Origin of the sequence: Fictibacillus sp. KU28468 (assembly GCF_026153615.1) — a bacterium.
Taxonomy (GTDB): Bacteria; Bacillota; Bacilli; order Bacillales; family Fictibacillaceae; genus Fictibacillus_C; species Fictibacillus_C marinisediminis.
In genome coordinates this window covers 106,314-124,416 of the sequence record NZ_CP110666.1, presented here as the reverse complement: position 1 = coordinate 124,416, position 18,103 = coordinate 106,314, and the positions used below count along the sequence as shown (strand labels likewise).

The following is an 18,103-nucleotide window of genomic DNA, read 5'->3' as shown; positions in this document are numbered from 1 at the left end:
AAGTATCAAGAACGCAGCTTGGTTCATTGGCACTTCTTTTTTATATATTGACTATATGCTTACCTAAAAAAAATCATCGAACAATTGCAAAATTACTTATGGTACGGTTCTCCGTTCTTCACTTTCTGGTAAAGCATCATTTTTAGAAATTCGAATCCAATGCTCCCTTTTTGCCTGCCCCTCTACGCTAATAAATTATTTAAATATTCAGGTCAATGCTTTACTTAGCGGAAACTTTGGCTTGAATTGGATAATCGCAACTTTTTCACGAAAAATGAATATTACCAAACACGTTGTAATTTAATTTAAAAAATCTATATATAATTTGTATAAGTTTTAATGTACTCCATCAACAAGCTGATTGATTGAGTTTAACTTGGAAGAAAGCTCAATAAACCATGCTTCATCCCCCGTTGATAATGCCAAGTCTATTAGAAATAGAATTTGTTCCTTGTTTACCGCCTTAGAAAGTGGCAGTTTCCTAACATTTTTCCTTAAAATCGAAATTGTTTTGCCAAGCGTTTCACGATTGTCACTCGTAGCAACCGTTACTTTAACAACTCCATCCAGAATACTCTGTGACTCAATATAACCAATTATTAATTCCCCATCCCCTGATTTTCCCTTAATCCAATCACCTGTTTTCAAAACGGAATTACCATTCGGCAACATCCTTTTTCACCTTCTTAAGTTATTTTTGTATTTTATGAATGTAAACAAGACAAGAAAGAACCTTTTTTTAAGCTACAGTCATCGGGGATATATCACCTAGATAAATCTGTAATGTTTTTTATTACATTTAATAAAAAGAAGTCTACGGCCATCAGTTACAGCCGCTATTTTGTTCTTGTTTTACAAGTTCGACAACTTCTTTAATTGTATAGTTCTTTAAATATTCACCCAAATGTTCTTCCGCACCTAAGAAAATTGTAAATAATACTCTTTTCATATTCGCTCCCACAATACACTTTTCATTTGAATCAGGACACTTAGGCTGCAAAGCACCTTCAGAGGTTATCATATATATATCCCAAAGATTAACTTCACACAGCTCAAGAGTAAAAATAAATCCGCCGCCGGTTCCTTCTTTTGATTTTATAAATCCATGTTTTTTTAACAAGCTTAGCACTTTACGAATGCGTACTGGATGGACACCAGCACTCTCTGAGATACCATCACTTGTTGACATACGGTCCGGCTGCAACGCAAGATAAGTTAAACTATGAATGGCAAGTGTAAAATCACTATTCATGGCCCGCCTCCTTAGAAATCAACACAGCTAATCACCTTTTTGCTTTACATATAGCTTCTGCATCTTTTTTTAAAATCAATCAACATAGTGTGATAATAAATATTACAGTTTATCTTGTCAAGTATCTAATTAGAAGTGTTGTATCAACTCTTACCCATGAATAAGGAATTCCAAGCGTCCTGTAAAGCTTTACGAATCACGTTCTCTCCCGTAAACAGATTTGCGTGTTTTGAAATTTTTGTATAAATAAGTTTAATAATCCCATTGTCTTTTAACTTGTTCTTCTGCTAACTGTTCAATTTTTTCCCATGCCAATTCTTTACTTACAATGACATTGGTTTGATAATTTTTATCTTTATAATTAACTGTAACGAATAATTCAATCATCACTTTCTTCCTCCTTCCGAAATAATATTAATTGGCCACTTTTTTGCCATTCGGCGTTCGAAAATGTACGAAGTCTACGAGGCAAAGAGTACAGATGCTTTTTCCCCATTCATTTTATATAATATCCAAAGGTATTTTTCTTGTTGGTTTTGGAAATACCTCGTCAAGTCTGTTCAGATCTTCTATGGTCAATTGAATAGTAGCAGCTTGAGCATTGGCTAAAACATGTTCTTCCTTAACAGCTTTTGGGATAGCAATTACGTTGTTCGAACGAATGGTCCACGCAAGAGCAATTTGTAATGGCTGCACATTGTATTTTTCTGCAATCTCAATGATGGTTGGATCGCTTAGTAATTGTCTTCTTAAGCTCCCTCCCTGGGCCAGGGGACTATAGGCCATAATTGGCATGTTATGTTCATGATGCCAGGGCAGGAGATCATAATCAATTCCTCTAGAACCCAGATGATATAACACTTGATTTGTCACACATTTTTTTCCGTTAGGGGTATTCCACAACTCAATCATATCTTCCGTATCAAAATTAGAAACTCCCCATCTTGCAATTTTACCATCCTTGCGCAGTTTCTCCATTCCTTCAATCGTTTCTGCCAAAGGAACACGGCCTCTCCAGTGTAAAAGATACAAATCAAGATAATCTGTTCCTAATCGTTTTAGACTATTTTCACATGCGCTTTCAATCAAATCTAACCCGGAATGATGAGGATATACTTTCGATACTAAAAAAACTTTATCTCTACGCCCCTTGATTACCTCACCAACCAAACGTTCGGAATCGCCATTTCCGTACATTTCAGCCGTATCGATTAGCTTCATGCCTAGTTCTATTCCAAGTTGCAAAGCTTTGATTTCTTTGTTTTTCGATTGAGGATTTTCACCCATGTACCATGTTCCTTGACCAATACTTGGAAGAAAGGTTCCATCAGCTAAAGTTACGATACGTTTTTCTAGTGAATGCTTCATTCTTACTATTTTTTCATGGTCATGTACACTCAATTTCATCATTCCTTTCAAAGCTCACCTTGTTTTTCTTGAACGACAATTCCTTTATTACCATTTATTGAAAAACAGGATTATTATTTTTTTTAAAAAAATGTGGCTATACATTGTTGTAGTATAGCCACAAAAATAACATATTAATGCTCACTTACACCAAATGAGCTCCGCCATCAATAAGAAGAGCAGTACCGGTTGTAAAACCATTTTTCACTAAGTACACGTAGGCCTCTGCAATGTCTTCAGGCTGTGCCACGCGATTAACAGGTAGCTGCTGTGCAATGTTGCTGTATAAATTTTGTCTTTGCTCGTCAGGCATCCCTCCGTAGAGTGGGGTGTCTACGATACCAGGTGAAACAACATTTACCCGTATAGGGGCCAGGTCTACTGAAAGCCCTCTAACCAATCCATCGATCGCTGAATTGATCGAAGCAAGTGTAGTTGCCCCCTGTGGCGGACGGATTCCATAAACACCAGAGGTCAATGTGATAGAACTGGTATCATTTAAGTACGGAATAGCAGCACGAACGGTTGAGTATTGCCCCCAAAACTTACTATCAAACGCTTCTCTAACATCCGCAACAGGTAAGTCACTAAAATGGCCCATTGCACCTTCACCTGCCGTAACGACAAGGTGATCAAAATTCCCTACCATTTTAAAAAAGTCAGCTAGTTTTTCTTCACTGCGAAAATCAATATTGTATGCTTCCACATTACCACCGAGTACATTCTTTGCCTCCGATAGCTTTGCCTCAGAACGACTTGCAATAATGACTTGAGCAGATTCATCAAGAAATGCCTTTGCTGCGGATAATCCAATACCAGAAGTACCTCCTATTACGACTACACGTTTTCCTTTTAATGACATTGTATGAAACCTCCTTGAAAAATTCTTTTTAGGTTGTATCTGAAAACAATATTACATACTACTTTTGGTGAAAATAATATAAACCAACGCTACATTATTTTATTTTGCTAATAGTTTTAGCGCTTCACGATTGAATGCAGGGATATCATCTGGAAAACGGCTAGTAACAATTTTATTGCTTACCACAACTTCTTCATCTTTGTAGTTAGCCCCTGCATTTTTTAAATCATTACGAATAGATTTGAAACCAGTTATGTCGACGCCTTTTAACAGGTCTGTATCGATCAATACTTGTGGTCCATGGCAAATGGCAAAAACAGGTTTGCCTTCTTGGATAAATTCCTTTGCGAATTGACCAAAGCGGTCATCTTCACGAAGTAAATCAGGGGAGAAACCACCTGGAATAAGCAAGGCATCAAAGTCTGCAGGATTAACCTCATCAATGGCTTTATCAATTTTTACGGTTGCGCCTTTTTTACCAGTAACTTCATTTCCTGCATGTTTATCAATTGTAATTACTTGATGACCAGCTTCTTTGAATGCTTCTGCAGGTTCTGTAAATTCAACATCCTCAAATAAATTGGTTATAAGTGTAGCAATTTTTTTGTCCAATCTAAAAACCCTCCTTGTAATCGCAAAAACTTTCTCAAAAAAATGCTTATCATTAATGGAAGAGGTGGGCTCGAAATTTACTTCCGAACCACTCTCTATTCAACTAAAATACTAACGTAATGCTTTAACAAGGGCTTTTCCAAATTCTTTGGCCCCTTGTGGACCATCGCCAGTAATAATATCATCGTATGCAACAACATGTTGTTCAACATATTTAACGTCAACAGCTATCAATGCGTTCTTTTGAACATCTACTGGATAGCAAGTTGCTTCTCTCCCAGAAAGCAAACCAGTTTTAGCAACTGTAACAGCCCCTGCACAAATTCCTGTTACAAGAACTTTCTCATTGTAAGCTTGCTTCAAAAAGCCTTGTAATTTTTGATTTCCCCATAGATGATCATTTGTACCAGATCCTCCAATGACCGAAACAACATCAAATTCTGTGGGCGATACGTCCGAAAAGATAACAGAAGCCGTTGCTTTTCCATCATAGTCACCAGTAATTTCACCTGCCACGGTGCTGGCAATGGTTACTTCGACTCCTGCATTTTCAAGCTCTTCTTTTGGTTTGAATAACTCATCTTCATTAAAACGTTCTGGCGGTATAATTAAGAGTGCTTTTTTACTCATTATTTTTTTCTCCTCAAAAAGAAAAAGATTTGTTGATAACACTTTTTCTTATATTGTATTTTTACTTGTGGTTGTTAACAATTTCAGCTGAAATTTCAGTGGTTTAGAAATGAGAACGGTATATCAAATTTTGTGTCTCAGATATAGATTCATCCCCTTTTCAAAAAGTCTGTATTACATATGCTTTGAAATTATTTCTGTCAAAGCTTCTTTTGGATTGAACCCGATAACCTTATCTACAGCCACTCCGTCTTTGAAAAGAATCAACGTTGGAATGCTCATCACTCCAAATTTCCCTGCTGTTCCTGCGTTTTCATCTACATTAAGCTTGATAATTCTAACTTTGTCACCCATTTCACCATCGATTTCCTCCAATACAGGTGCAATCATTTTACAAGGACCACACCATGGTGCCCAAAAATCCACTAAAACTAATCCCTCTTTCATTTCAGTGCTAAATGTTTGATCTGTTACGTGTGAGATAGCCATTTTTATATCCTCCAATTCATTCTTATAATTTTAATGAAAGTATTTTTTTTGCTTACAAAAAATACAAAATTACCCACCTTTTTTAATGTAATTAAAAAAGTTACAGTTTGCTTATTTTGCAGTTTAGACATTACGAATAATGGTCTGGTAAATCCCTAACAAACTAATCTATTTTAAAAGCCACTTTCCAAATGGATTGCTTCCTGTTCAAAAGGAATTACTGTAATTTTAATATTTACAGTTTATGAAGTCAAGAAAAATTAACTCGATATTCTCAAATTCCACTATAGTGTAATATAAGCCACGATGTTATTTGGAATATATAAGTTGAATGTTTAATACTAGTTCTTCATGCGCAATTTTAGTTGTTTCCTCACATATAAAAGGCATCAGAATCGCCGCCTTAAATTTAAAACACCGTTTTATTTAAAAGGTCTAAAAATAAATTACTACATCTTTGAATGAATCAGTTTATTTCAAAGAAACTTTACCTTGAATTTCAATTTTAACATCTGCTTTTTTCAATAAATTTCCGACTTCGCACCCTTTATCTGCTGCTTCCGTCGCTCTTTGTGAGGATTGAATTTGTTCTTCTGTTGCATCTTTAGATAAAACGATGTGAGGATAATGGATAATTTTAAATTCATTATCAGATATCTTTGCCTCTGAGTTCACTGTAAGTTCAGCAACAGGCAGGTTTTTGCTTGCAAGTACAAACGTAAGAGTTGCTGTATAACAAGTAGTTACCGAAGAAACAAGAATCTCTTTTGGATTTGCTCCGTTGCCACTACCTCCTAAAGAAGTAGGAATAGCGATTTTTGTATCAAGATACTCCGCATTAAGGGTTCCATTCCCTTTTACTCCACCATCCCAAACAGCATTCACATTTATTTTCATATCAGCCATGTTTAACACTCCTTCAAATAAATAAATTATATTTATATCATGTCGTTCATGTATGTTTCTATTCTACAGGTATCGCAAGTCGTTCACGAAAGATGAAAAATACGGTACAAAACCTTGATTACGGTGTAATTAAGACCAAATTCCGCGCAATTAATGTTGGTTTGATAGTTGAAATCCCTTGAGCTTCTTTGTAAAACGGTCTGGAACAGTTGATGAAGCAGCGTCTGCTGTTGTTTATCTTGCTTCTGAACAGGCTTCCTTTATTAATGGTGTAAACCTTCAGGTAGATAGCGGTTCAGTTGCGAGTATATAAATTAAGCTAATTCTTAAGAAAAAACTTAAACAAAAAGGTTATCTTTTGTCGACAAACTGAAAGGGGCTGTCCAGAAAGTCGAAAAATGACCTTCAGGCAGCCCCTTTTTGGCTTGAAAAATCTTCAATGAAAAGTTGAATGAAGTGGAAGATGCGAGACTCCGCGAAAATGAACTTCACATTTTCTTCGTGCGATAAATAGCTGCCGGAGCCTTCCTTGTCCTGCGGGACTAGCGTGACAGGTGAGACTCCCGCCGGTGCTTGCACCAAAAAGTAGGCGTTCACGCCGGTAAGGCTCACCGCACGCCCCGCGGAAGTAGGAGCTCGCGCCGGTAAAAGCGAGGAGCCTGGAACGGAAATCAGCAGCTTACAGACTTCTTGGACAGCCCCTTTTTTGTTTTCCTTACCGACAGGAGAGTTTTTATATTCATGTGCACTTCCATAAAGTAATTTAAATATATTTAATGATTTCTTCTAGCCACTCTTTATCAAGCACAACTTCAACTCTTTGCTTTACCACTATTTGTGGTAGGGTTCTCCACGATTAATTCGAAACGCCCGATAAATCTGCTCCACCAGTACGAGTTTCATTAACTGATGCGGATATGTGATCCGGCCAAACGATATTTTTTCATTCGCCCGTTTCATGACTTCATCACTGAGACCCAATGACCCTCCGATCACAAAGGCCACTTTGCTTTTTCCGTAGGTCGCCAGCTGGTCCAGGTTTTTTGCAAGATCCTCTGAAGAAATCAGCTTCCCCTCAATCGCCATGGCAACAACATGAGCATCCTGTGGGATTTTCGCCAGGATTCGCTCACCTTCTGCTTTTTTCACGATCTGCATCTCCTGATCACTCAAGGTTTCAGGCGCTTTTTCGTCCGCTACTTCGACAATTTCTATTTTGGCATATGGACCGAGCCGCTTTACGTATTCATCAATTCCCATTTTTAAATACTTTTCTTTCAGTTTGCCAACGGTTACTACTAAGATATTCACAGGGGAAAACTCCTTTTATAAACAACTTATCCACAAAAGTTATCCACATATGCACAAAATCTATCCACATTTAGTATAGGATCACTCGTTCGATACTTTATATATGGCCTTTTTTTCGCAATACGTACATGTTGTTGATAACTTTTCTGATTCTGTTAATAACTCCAGATTCGGATAGATTTCCAATTCATCAACGATCTCATCGATCCCGATATCCACATGTTCATCACAGCAAAATTTTTTCAACGTCATTCTCCTTTATTTATCCACATGATGATCTCTTCGTATTTTAACACAAATCAGTGTCTCACTATTCTGCTTCCGGGTAAATCAATAGACCGTTACTTGCGGTTCGACACGATTTACTTGGCAATTCACATCATTTTCATCATCTCTAACTATTGCCGCTCCAATAAACACAAAAAAATCAGGAGATTTCTCTCCTGATTCCCTTATGAAGACTTCTGAAGACCCAGTTTAATGGTCGTGGTTTTCTTTTTGCCTTTGCTGTAGTACGTAATTTTCATCTTATCGTCTACTTCTTTTTTCGTATACAGGTATTTGCGAAGCTCAAGTGGAGAGCCAATCTTCTTGTCATCGAGTGCGACAATAACATCCATCTCTTTGATCCCTGCCCGGTCAGCTGGTGATAATGGATCAACATCCATAACCACGACACCTGATTTAACACTTGGCGGCAGCTTTAACGTCGTTTGACGGTGATAGCTGCTGACTTGTGATAATGGGATAGGGCCAACACCCAGGAATGGGCGTTTAACTTCGCCGTAACGCTCAAGGTCAGCGATAATCGGCTTAGCTGTATCAGAAGGGATGGCGAATCCAATTCCTTCTACTTCCTGCTGTGCAATTTTACTGGAGTTAATGCCGATAACCTGGCCGCCGATATTCAGAAGGGCGCCTCCGCTGTTACCAGGGTTGATCGCCGCATCCGTCTGGATGACTTCGGCTTGCCAGTCCGGATTGCCGTCTTCATCGCTGTCAACTGGCATTGTTCGGTCAGCACTGGAGACAACCCCCTCTGTTACAGAGCCTGGAAATGTTCCGAGCGGGTTCCCGATCGCTATGGCCGGTTCACCCGGTTTCAGTGAGCTGGATGACCCAAATTGAGCCACTTTTTTCACCCTGCTGCCGTCGATTTCAACTACCGCCAGGTCCATCAGCGGGTCCGTACCGCGCAGTGTGCCCTTCAGCTTCGTGCCGTTACTTAGTGTAATCTCAAGGCGGCTGGCACCTTTTACGACGTGATTGTTTGTCACGATATAGGCTTTTCCACCTTCTTTTTTATAGATCACACCTGATCCTGAACCGGCAGCCTGCTGGCCTTGGTTCCAGAACTCACCTTGCTGGATGTTCAGCACTTCGACAACTGCATCCCGTGCCTTACTGACAGCATCAGTGACGTTGGTCGTGACGTTCACATTCACGTTTTTGTTGATCCCGTTTTGCTCATTAACGCCGGCATTATCTTCATTGCTTGAATAGTTATCAGGCAGAAGCCCCATGCCTCCAAGGGCAGGAATTGAAAATAATATGAGCAGGCCGCCTAATATAGCGCCTACAAGAGCGGCCAGCAAAAATCCGCCTCGGTTACCTTTTTGCCTTCTTGGACTAGATTCATAATCATCATCATAATAGCCCATTCCCTGCTTCACCGTTCCTTTCAACAATAAAATGAATGCTGTGATGATTTTTTATTTATTATAAAAAATCAAATCCCTAACTTAAAAAATATGGGTTATTTTTCACACTTTTCCACATTTATTGTTATTTCCTTAAACGGTGTCCCTTAAACAGAGAGCAGTTAAACAAGCACCAAGTCAGTCGGCTGGGCTGCATCCGTATGATAAAGCTGCAGATCTTCACCGATCACAAACCCTTTGTTTTCAAGTGTCTGTTTTACAGCAAGGTGAGCAATATCTTTCATATTGTTGTCTTTACTCAGATGGGCGAGGTAGATTCGTTTCGTCTGGCCGCCAATCAGATCTGCAAGAGCAAACCCGCAGTCTTCATTGGAAATATGGCCGTGATCGCCAAGGATCCTTCGTTTGATGTTCCAAGGATAGCGCCCCATCATAAGCATGTTGATATCATGGTTCGATTCGATCACAAACGCATCGCTGTGCTTTGTGATTCCTTTCATCCGGTCACTGACATAGCCGGTATCCGTCATAAGCGTCAGCTTTTTTCCTTCATGATGGAACACATAAAACATCGGCTCGGCCGCATCATGGGAAACACCGAAGGACTCAACCTCCAGATCACCAAATGTGCGGACCGTTTCCATTTCGAAATCAAATTTCTGTTCCGTATCCACTTCACCGATCAGTCCGTTCATCGCTTTCCATGTTTTTGCGTTGGCATAGACCGGCAGTTTATACTTTCGTGCCAAAACGCCGAGTCCTTTTATATGATCGCTATGTTCATGGGTTACGAGAATTCCGTCCAGCTGATCCAGTTCACAGCAGCTTGCTTTTTCAAATAAGAGTTTCATCTGCTTTGCGCTAAGGCCGGCATCAACAAGCAGGCGTGCATTCCCCGTTTCCACGTAAATCGCGTTTCCTGTACTGCCGCTTGCCAGCACGCTGAATTGCAAACTCATTGTTCAATCCTCTCTATTGTTCTCTGTCAATCTCCTGAATGGAACTGTCTGTTGCGTTCACGAGAAAATGCGCATCCTCCGTTTCAATTGACCACGTTGGCGCATATACCTGCACATCCTCCACATTTGCCAGACTATAATAACCGAGAACAATCTTATTAATTTTGTCACCGCTTGAAAGGTGCTGGGTATTAAACAAGCTACCTAATGCTTTCATAGGTGAAATAATTTCCTGCGGCGTACCCTGTCTGTACACAGAAATAAAAGTTTGTGTATAGCGGGTGAGATAGCCTTTTTCATTCCATTCGAACATCACCATTCCGCTCGGGCGGTTCGTATCATCATTCGTATCAAAGAAAAGTGGTTGCCCCTGATAGATTTGTGTAAACCAAATCTTATGGTTTTTCGTGTCTTTTTTATAGAATCGATATTCATCGCCCCGGTAAACATCATCTTTCAGAAATTGAGAAACATCTTTGACAAGGTCGTTCTTATCCAGTTCCAGCGGCTTTTTTAAGTTAAAAATGAGCGTCGTATCTGTACTGCTGCTGTCCAGCTTACTCGTTTTTGATTTAATCTCGTTCGCTGAAAAAGGAGCCCGCTGACCGCTAATCAGGGTTTGATGGTCTTTATAGCTCTGCGGAAGACTATCTTTATAATCAATATTGTTGTCCGCCAGCCTTTTTTCAAGAGGCTGCTCAGACAGGTACTTGAGATTGCTCTTGTCCATTTTCTGCGAGAGCTGGTACCCGAGAAAGATATTCAGAATCAGGAACGTCAGAATAAAAATCGTCTTAGTTTTTTTCCAATCCATTAGAATTCTCCTCCAGGCCTTTGACTGTCACGGAATAATGGCTGCCAGTCATGGCTTGGTCCATAATTGACAAACCATTTCGGCTGGAGATTGTACACATTTTCCTGTCCTCTTGCATGCGTCATCTCATAGCCGACTGCCAGTTTGTTAACAAGGGACATGTCATAATCCTTAAGAGCAGCCTTAACTTCTGCTGCAGACTGAAGCTTCACTTTTTTCGGTTTGAATGAATATTCATTTTCATCCATGACGAGCTCTACCAAGGAACGCTGATATTCATTCAATTCGTTGTTCGTCCAGCCGAGTTTCATTTCCATATCACTCTTGATCACTGGAATGCCTCTGACAAACAGCAGAAATTCGACTGAACCGCTTGTAGGGTCCAAATTGTAAAAGTAATATGGATTTCCCCAGCCCGCATGGTTATTAATAAAATCAACACTGTTGAAGAGCGGGCTTCTCGTCTGCTGGGTCATATCTTCATCAGGGCTTTGTGTGAAATTGGTATATTTAATTCGATTTGTGTTGCGGTTCACGTCCAGTGCGGAGCTTTCATCAGTATAATATTCTCCGGTGTTGCCGCTCTTGACGTTGCCTGGATCACGGAACAGCGCGTTCTTGTAGCGGTCAATTGTATCACTATTAATGGAACGGGAGAGATAACTGTAGGAGTTAAGCTCAAAGCTTTGTTTTGGGAAATAGAAGCGTCTGGAAACTTCTGCCCCTTGGTCAGTATCGCGCTCCACATCATACGGCTCATATTCAAGCACACCGCTTTTCGCGTTATTGATAATGTTCTTCAAAGAATCAAACGGGAAGGTTGTGCTTGCAGTGATCATCTTCCTCTGTGTATAGGAGATGATGTGCGCCTCCACTTCATTTGTATCTTTTTTATAGAAAATGACACGGTCTGCAGATGGGATAGTAAACGTTCCGCCTGAGGATGTCAGGTTGAAGATCTGGCTGTAGATATCCGCTGTCATATCGGTCGGATAGATGACCTCGATGTACTCTTTATTCTTCAGCTTTTCATCAATGTTCGTTGAAGGCCGATTTCGGCTTTCATAAAACTTCGTGTTTTCAAGCATCTGGTTTACCCGCTCGATAAAATTATCATTGGCGGGCATTCCCCTGTAAGAGTTCTTGTCATAATAGATGATCTGGCTAGGCCTGATGACATCCGTAATTTTTTTCGTATCTGTCACTTGTGCTTTTTTCAAAGTCCTTGTTTCTTCCAAATTGCTGTAGTTCGGCTTAAGCGTCCACAGACTCCATGTCATAATCAGGCTTAGCATGATCAAAAAGATCAGTAAGACCGACTTAATGACTTCAAAATTCCGATATACAGACTTTGCCACAAATTTAATAATGTTGTAAATTTTGCTCCACGTCATCTTTTACTCCCCCCTTACCTTTTTTAAAGGAAGGGTAAAATGTATAGTTGTTCCTTGGCCCCATTCACTTTCAGCCCAAATATCCCCGCCATGGGCAAGCACGATTTCTTTTGTGATCGCAAGTCCCAGACCTGTACCGCCTAAGTCCCTGGAGCGGGCACGGTCTACACGGAAAAAGCGGTCAAAGATTTTAGAGACATTGTTTTTCGGGATGCCGACACCCTGATCGGTCACGCTGACCTTAATCTTTCTGCCGTGAAGAGAAGCGGAAACGGAAATCGTTCCACCCTCCGGAGAATACTTGATCGCGTTGGAAATAATATTATCCACGACCTGCGTCATCTTGTCGGTATCGATCTGCACCATAATCGAGCGCTCAGGCAAATTCCTTACAAAATGGAGATGCTCATGCTGAAGCATTTCAAAGCGTTCGATAATGTCCTGCAGAAATTGAACAAGGTCCGTTTGAATAAAGTTAAACCGGTAATCCTTGCTGTCCATTTTGGAGAGCTGCAGAAGATCGGTTACGAGGCGGATCATCCGCTCGGTTTCATTCTGCGTCACTTCCAAAAAGCGGGGTGCGATGTTTTCATCCTGCCATGCTCCTTCAGCAAGCGCCTCCAGGTAGCTTCTCATCGTCGTAAGCGGCGTACGGAGTTCATGGGAAACGTTGAATACGAACTCTCTTCGCTCATTCTCAATCTGCTCCTGCTCTGTCACATCATGCAGAACGGCGATCAATCCGTTTACCGGACCGCCTTCTTTTTGGATCACAGAGAAGTTTGCTCTAAGGACATAATGCACTTTATCTGTACTGAAATCGAGCAGCATGCTCTCATACTCGTTGTACAGCTCGTCCCACGTATACTGGTCATTGAGCCGAAGAAGCTCAAGCAGCGTGTTTCCGAGTGCATGCTGCCGGGAGATGTTCAGCATTTCTTCCGCACGGTCGTTCATTAGTATAATGCATCCGTCCCGGTCGGTGGCAATCACACCATCCGTCATATAAGTGAGGACAGAGCGCAGCTTCCTTCTCTCACTCTCAGTAATGGCGGTCGCTTCCTGCAGCTTTCTCGTCAGATCGTTGAATGTCATCGACAGCTGGCCGATCTCATCATCGCCATAAACCTGCACTTTTCGGGAAAAATCGCCCCTTGCCATAACAAGCGCCTGTTTACGCATATCCGCCATCGGCCTTGTGATCGTCCGGGCAAGAAAAATACCGAGTATCGCTGTTATTCCCAGGGCAATAACCGTACCGGTTGTCAAAATTTTATTAATATCACTGATTTGCTTGTATACACTCTCAATCGAGGATTCGACATAGATCGCTCCAAGAATTTGTTTGTTCTTGTCGACCTGCTTGTCTTTTCCGGCGATGATCGGTTTAGCCCAGACTATAACCCGCTGTTTCGAATCGCGGTCATACATTTCTGTCTGGTCTTCCGTGCCATTGAGGGCCAGTTTAATCTTGCTGTTCGTACTCACCTGGCCGATGAGATTCTGTTTGTCGCTGCCAAGAACGACACCGTCTTTGTTAAGTACCTGTACTTCCTTGATGTTCTGATCCTTCGTTTCGTTTACGAGCTGGGCGATGTCATCTCTCAGCATGCTGTTCTTATCCTCTGTTGCTTCTTTCATCTGCTGGGCATCCAGGATCTTCTGTTCAGCGTTAAACTCGAAGAAATCCAAATTATTCTTCAGCGCACTGTCATAGTTATTGCGAAGATTGGACTCCAGGTTATTAATGAAATACACACTGATAACCTGCATGGCGATTAAAATGAGCAAAACATAGATCAATACAAACTTAACGTGTATTGATCTGAAAAAGCCTACCTTATCCATTTGTCTACTCCTGATCAGGGTTTCGTAAATAGTAGCCCACTCCGCGCCTGGTAATGATCCAGAGAGGATGGCTTGGGTTGTCTTCCACTTTCTCACGGAGACGGCGGACGGTCACATCTACTGTCCTGACGTCGCCAAAATAATCATAGCCCCAGACGGTCTGCAGCAAATGCTCGCGCGTCATGACCTGGCCGATATGCTTGGCCAGATAATACAGCAGTTCGAACTCCCGATGGGTCAGTTCAATCGACTCACCGCGTTTCGTTACGAGATAAGCATCTGGATGGATGGTTAAAGAGCCAATCACGATTTCGTTGTTCTCATCAACTTCACGTTCTGTTTCTTGTTGATGGCGGCGCAGATTTGCTTTAACGCGTGCGATCAGTTCCCGTGTACTGAAAGGCTTCGTGACATAATCATCGGCACCAAGCTCAAGGCCAAGGACCTTATCAATCTCTGAGTCTTTGGCTGTAAGCATAATAATCGGGGTATCGTATTTTTTCCGGACCTCACGGCATACTTCCATTCCATCTTTCATAGGAAGCATGATGTCCAAAAGAATCATGTCCGGTTTCTCGTTTTCTATTTTTTCAATTGCCGATACACCGTCATATGCACACGTTACCTGGAACCCTTCCTTCTCCAGATTGAACTGTAAAATATCCGCAATCGGCCTCTCATCATCTACTACAAGAATCTTTTTGTCCATCCGGTAGTCGCTCCTTTTTGGAAACCGTAATTTCAAGTCTCTTTTATATAAATTGGTTGAATGAAATAGTTTGTCTATCCTTTATTTTACCACAATATCTAAATTCTCCATAACGTCAGTCTTCTCGCTCTGTAAGAAAAGCGGAAGCGGCCTGTTTAGGTCCGACAGGCGCTGAATCTGGACATTACTTCTATGTAAGCTTCTTTAAATCATAAAAATAATCCTCCTTTTTTTAAAAGAGGATCATTCATTTTTCCCCGTAAAGCGGAGCGCTAAATCATCTTTTTGCACATACACGACAAGCACAGAGATCAACAGGAGCAGAAGGGCAACCGTCAGCGTCTGATAAAAGGCATAATGCAGAATCGGCACCGCCAGAAACGCAATGAGCCCCGCTACGGTCAAACTTCTCCTGATGGCAAAAAGGAGGAGGAACAGTACAGCTGCCGCCGCCGCGATTTTCCAATCAAAAACAAGAACTCCGCCAATAAAGGATGCTACTCCTTTGCCGCCATGAAACTTGAGCGCAACAGGCCATAGATGGCCCGCTATGACCATGAAGAAAGCGGCCAGCTGCAGGGTCGGAGGGAGGCCAAAATAGGATTTTGCCAGCTGAACAGCCAGAGCTGCCTTGAGCAGGTCTCCTGCAAGCGTCAGAATAAATCCCCAAGGCCCGATTACGCGGCCGGCATTTCGAGCCCCAATATTTCCTGTTCCCTCAGTTCTGAGATCGACTCCCTTTAACCATTTAGCAACAAGATATCCTGTCATAATGTTTCCGATAAAATAACACGCGATCAAATAGAGAACCAGCTGAATCGTGCCCATATATCTGTCTTCCTTCCAACGGCTATTCTTCCTTTGTTCTTACTTTATGGGCACCGCCCGCTATTGGTGTAAAAATCAAAGAGTGTATTAAAAAGGCATGCAGAATGGTAGCTGCATGCCTTTTGTCATGATCGATCAGGTATAGTAATTGTAAGTAAAATGGTGGCTCGAGACGGAATCGAACCGCCGACACGAGGATTTTCAGTCCTCTGCTCTACCGACTGAGCTATCGAGCCAAGATTTAGTAATTTCTGTCCGTCGGTCCCTGTCTCTTCCTCTGCATGTGAATCTGACGATGGGTATCCGTCGAGACAACTCGCTGCTTAATCACGGTGTGTTGCTCGTGACTGAGTTATCAAGCCAAGATTTGGTATTTCTGTGAAAATTAAGAAAAAAATGGCGGACCCGACCGGGGTCGAACCGGCGATCTCCTGCGTGACAGGCAGGCATGTTAACCACTACACCACGAGTCCAAAAAACAAAATTAATAACTGGGGTTTTTTTGTCATGAAAATAACTTGGTGACCCGTACGGGATTCGAACCCGTGTTACCGCCGTGAAAGGGCGGTGTCTTAACCGCTTGACCAACGGGCCACTCTATAAGAAAAAATGGTGAGCCATGAAGGACTCGAACCTTCGACCCTCTGATTAAAAGTCAGATGCTCTACCAACTGAGCTAATGGCTCTTACTGTAAAAGTCGTTTTAACACGACAAGAGTTATCATATCATCATTTTATCTTTTTTGGCAAGCAGTTTTAAAAAAAAATGTAGAAATACGTTTTTTTCTGTCTGAGAAGTATTTTTAGAGGCACAAATTTAGGTTTCAAAGTCTCCCACTCATTCCTTTACTGGCCAAAATACTAAAAATACTGTCCAATCTTCAATGAATACATGCCAATGTCCAGTATTTACTGTCCAATCTCGCCTTTTTACTGTCCAAACCGTAAATATGGTCAACTAGCGCCCCTAAAGACCTACTTACTCTTCCTCAAACTTCAAAAAAAACCGGCCCCGCAAAAGCTTACAGGACCGGCTCTCAATATTCACCGAAAAATAGTATTAAACAAACACACCGCGGACCATGTTCGTTTGGTTACGGTCAGGTCCTACAGAGAAGATCGCTAGCGGAATACCAGTCAGCTGTGATACGCGTTCTACATAGTGACGAGCGTTTTCCGGAAGATCACTCAACGTTTTAGCTCCAGTGATGTCTTCTGTCCAGCCTGGAAGCTCTTCATAGACAGGCTCACATTCGCCTAGAATTTTAAGGCTTGCAGGGAATTCATTGATGACTTCACCTTTATGCTTGTAAGCGACACAGATTTTCAAAGTCTCAATTCCTGTAAGCACGTCGATGGAGTTCAGGGAAAGGTCGGTCAAACCGCTCACACGGCGTGCATGGCGGACAACCACTGAATCAAACCAGCCGACACGGCGCGGGCGCCCTGTTGTCGTACCGTACTCACGGCCGACTTCACGAATTTGGTTCCCGATTTCATCATTCAGCTCGGTAGGGAACGGGCCATCCCCGACACGAGAAGTATAGGCTTTGCAAACTCCGACTACGTGATGGATTTTTGATGGTCCTACACCAGAACCGATTGTTACTCCCCCTGCAATCGGATTGGACGATGTAACGAACGGATACGTACCTTGGTCGATATCCAGCATGACGCCTTGGGCACCTTCGAACAGGACACGGCGGCCTTCATCAAGCGCATCATTAAGTACAACGGAAGTATCGCAAACATACTTCGCGATCTGCTGCCCATAGCTGTAATATTCATCTAGGATTTCTTCTTTCGTAAATCCTTCAGATTCGTAGATCTTTTCAAAAAGGCGGTTCTTTTCAGCCAGGTTGCGCTCAAGCTTCTCTTCGAAAACTTCTTTATCCAAAAGGTCTGCGATACGGATACCGATACGCGCGGCCTTATCCATATATGCAGGTCCGATCCCTTTTTTTGTTGTTCCGATTTTGTTGGCGCCCTTGCTTTCCTCTTCTAAGATATCAAGGCGAAGATGGTAAGGAAGGATGACATGCGCACGGTTTGAAATTCTTAGGTTTTCTGTGTGAACTCCCAGATCGTGCAAATACTTAAGCTCTTCAACAAGCGCCTTCGGATCGATAACCATACCGTTTCCAATGACACAGACTTTATCGCTATAAAAAATTCCGGATGGTATTAAATGCAGCTTGTACTTCTTTCCATTGAACACGATAGTATGTCCAGCATTGTTACCACCCTGATAACGGGCTACTACTTCTGCTTTTTCAGAAAGATAATCGGTAATTTTCCCTTTACCTTCATCTCCCCATTGTGTTCCGACAACGACTACGGATGACATTTCGCCAGCACCTCCAAGTAAACTTAAAACTCTGTTATAAATACACCATTATTTCTAGTAAATTAAAAAACCAT

21 protein-coding genes and 4 tRNA genes are annotated in these 18,103 nt (G+C 41.7%); 1 reads left to right on the top strand and 24 read right to left on the bottom strand.

Annotated elements, in window-relative coordinates; genetic code table 11:
* Positions 1 to 336: 336 nt before the first annotated feature.
* From OKX00_RS00670 to OKX00_RS00630, 9 genes are all read right to left on the bottom strand, one after another.
* Entirely contained in the window at positions 337 to 672 is a 336-nt protein-coding gene (locus OKX00_RS00670) for an IDEAL domain-containing protein (RefSeq protein WP_265409018.1), read from the bottom strand.
* Positions 673 to 823: 151 nt separating this feature from the next.
* Positions 824 to 1,252 (bottom strand): RrF2 family transcriptional regulator, encoded by a 429-nt coding sequence (locus tag OKX00_RS00665; RefSeq protein ID WP_265409017.1) that lies wholly within the window; start codon positions 1,250 to 1,252, stop codon positions 824 to 826.
* Between the two features lie 252 nt (positions 1,253 to 1,504).
* The gene (locus OKX00_RS00660; RefSeq protein WP_265410438.1) at positions 1,505 to 1,639 is read right to left on the bottom strand and encodes a BA3454 family stress response protein; all 135 of its coding nucleotides are present in this window, start codon (positions 1,637 to 1,639) and stop codon (positions 1,505 to 1,507) included.
* A gap of 114 nt (positions 1,640 to 1,753) precedes the next feature.
* The gene (locus OKX00_RS00655; protein ID WP_265410437.1) at positions 1,754 to 2,659 is read right to left on the bottom strand and encodes an aldo/keto reductase; all 906 of its coding nucleotides are present in this window, start codon (positions 2,657 to 2,659) and stop codon (positions 1,754 to 1,756) included.
* A gap of 145 nt (positions 2,660 to 2,804) precedes the next feature.
* Positions 2,805 to 3,521, bottom strand: coding sequence for an SDR family oxidoreductase (locus tag OKX00_RS00650; RefSeq protein WP_265409016.1), 717 nt, complete (start codon positions 3,519 to 3,521; stop codon positions 2,805 to 2,807).
* 99 nt (positions 3,522 to 3,620) lie between these two features.
* Positions 3,621 to 4,133 carry a type 1 glutamine amidotransferase domain-containing protein gene (locus tag OKX00_RS00645; protein WP_062237301.1) on the bottom strand — a complete coding sequence of 171 codons (513 nt, stop codon included), beginning with the start codon at positions 4,131 to 4,133 and terminating at the stop codon, positions 3,621 to 3,623.
* Positions 4,134 to 4,244: 111 nt separating this feature from the next.
* Positions 4,245 to 4,763 carry a DJ-1/PfpI family protein gene (locus OKX00_RS00640; protein WP_265409015.1) on the bottom strand — a complete coding sequence of 173 codons (519 nt, stop codon included), beginning with the start codon at positions 4,761 to 4,763 and terminating at the stop codon, positions 4,245 to 4,247.
* A gap of 174 nt (positions 4,764 to 4,937) precedes the next feature.
* Positions 4,938 to 5,252 carry a thioredoxin gene (gene trxA / locus OKX00_RS00635; RefSeq protein ID WP_265409014.1) on the bottom strand — a complete coding sequence of 105 codons (315 nt, stop codon included), beginning with the start codon at positions 5,250 to 5,252 and terminating at the stop codon, positions 4,938 to 4,940.
* A gap of 471 nt (positions 5,253 to 5,723) precedes the next feature.
* The gene (locus OKX00_RS00630; protein ID WP_265409013.1) at positions 5,724 to 6,158 is read right to left on the bottom strand and encodes an OsmC family protein; all 435 of its coding nucleotides are present in this window, start codon (positions 6,156 to 6,158) and stop codon (positions 5,724 to 5,726) included.
* A 178-nt stretch (positions 6,159 to 6,336) separates the two neighbouring features.
* On the opposite strand from OKX00_RS00630, the gene OKX00_RS23275 reads away from it, so the two are divergent.
* Positions 6,337 to 6,471, top strand: a complete 135-nt coding sequence (locus OKX00_RS23275; RefSeq protein ID WP_416054280.1) for an SDR family oxidoreductase — start codon at positions 6,337 to 6,339, stop codon at positions 6,469 to 6,471.
* A 92-nt stretch (positions 6,472 to 6,563) separates the two neighbouring features.
* Here the strand turns inward: OKX00_RS23275 and OKX00_RS00625 are convergent, their stop codons facing one another.
* From OKX00_RS00625 to OKX00_RS00555, 15 genes are all read right to left on the bottom strand, one after another.
* Positions 6,564 to 6,770: a hypothetical protein gene (locus tag OKX00_RS00625; protein WP_265409012.1), complete on the bottom strand. Its 207-nt coding sequence runs from the start codon at positions 6,768 to 6,770 to the stop codon at positions 6,564 to 6,566.
* Positions 6,771 to 6,989: 219 nt separating this feature from the next.
* Positions 6,990 to 7,469 (bottom strand): 23S rRNA (pseudouridine(1915)-N(3))-methyltransferase RlmH, encoded by a 480-nt coding sequence (gene rlmH / locus OKX00_RS00620; protein WP_265409011.1) that lies wholly within the window; start codon positions 7,467 to 7,469, stop codon positions 6,990 to 6,992.
* 81 nt (positions 7,470 to 7,550) lie between these two features.
* Positions 7,551 to 7,715, bottom strand: a complete 165-nt coding sequence (locus OKX00_RS00615; RefSeq protein WP_082316078.1) for a CxxH/CxxC protein — start codon at positions 7,713 to 7,715, stop codon at positions 7,551 to 7,553.
* Positions 7,716 to 7,921: 206 nt separating this feature from the next.
* Entirely contained in the window at positions 7,922 to 9,130 is a 1,209-nt protein-coding gene (locus OKX00_RS00610; RefSeq protein ID WP_265410436.1) for a S1C family serine protease, read from the bottom strand.
* A 161-nt stretch (positions 9,131 to 9,291) separates the two neighbouring features.
* A complete protein-coding gene (locus OKX00_RS00605; RefSeq protein WP_265409010.1) occupies positions 9,292 to 10,089 on the bottom strand; it encodes an MBL fold metallo-hydrolase in 798 nt (265 codons plus the stop codon).
* Between the two features lie 13 nt (positions 10,090 to 10,102).
* Entirely contained in the window at positions 10,103 to 10,903 is an 801-nt protein-coding gene (locus OKX00_RS00600) for a two-component system regulatory protein YycI (protein ID WP_053356339.1), read from the bottom strand.
* A complete protein-coding gene (locus OKX00_RS00595; RefSeq protein WP_265409009.1) occupies positions 10,903 to 12,297 on the bottom strand; it encodes a YycH family regulatory protein in 1,395 nt (464 codons plus the stop codon). Before OKX00_RS00595 ends, OKX00_RS00600 begins: the two co-directional genes overlap by 1 nt.
* Before the next feature lie 3 nt (positions 12,298 to 12,300).
* Positions 12,301 to 14,145, bottom strand: a complete 1,845-nt coding sequence (gene walK / locus OKX00_RS00590; RefSeq protein ID WP_265409008.1) for a cell wall metabolism sensor histidine kinase WalK — start codon at positions 14,143 to 14,145, stop codon at positions 12,301 to 12,303.
* Between the two features lie 4 nt (positions 14,146 to 14,149).
* Positions 14,150 to 14,854: a response regulator YycF gene (gene yycF, locus OKX00_RS00585; RefSeq protein WP_053356336.1), complete on the bottom strand. Its 705-nt coding sequence runs from the start codon at positions 14,852 to 14,854 to the stop codon at positions 14,150 to 14,152.
* A 243-nt stretch (positions 14,855 to 15,097) separates the two neighbouring features.
* The gene (locus tag OKX00_RS00580) at positions 15,098 to 15,682 is read right to left on the bottom strand and encodes a glycerol-3-phosphate acyltransferase (protein WP_265409007.1); all 585 of its coding nucleotides are present in this window, start codon (positions 15,680 to 15,682) and stop codon (positions 15,098 to 15,100) included.
* Positions 15,683 to 15,842: 160 nt separating this feature from the next.
* Positions 15,843 to 15,918: transfer RNA gene (locus OKX00_RS00575), tRNA-Phe, on the bottom strand.
* Positions 15,919 to 16,079: 161 nt separating this feature from the next.
* Positions 16,080 to 16,155, bottom strand: a tRNA-Asp gene (locus tag OKX00_RS00570).
* A 46-nt stretch (positions 16,156 to 16,201) separates the two neighbouring features.
* Positions 16,202 to 16,276 (bottom strand) — tRNA-Glu (locus tag OKX00_RS00565).
* Between the two features lie 16 nt (positions 16,277 to 16,292).
* Positions 16,293 to 16,368: transfer RNA gene (locus OKX00_RS00560), tRNA-Lys, on the bottom strand.
* A gap of 374 nt (positions 16,369 to 16,742) precedes the next feature.
* Complete coding sequence (locus OKX00_RS00555) at positions 16,743 to 18,029, bottom strand: adenylosuccinate synthase (protein ID WP_265409006.1); 1,287 nt, start codon at positions 18,027 to 18,029, stop codon at positions 16,743 to 16,745.
* Between the last annotated feature and the right edge of the window lie 74 nt (positions 18,030 to 18,103).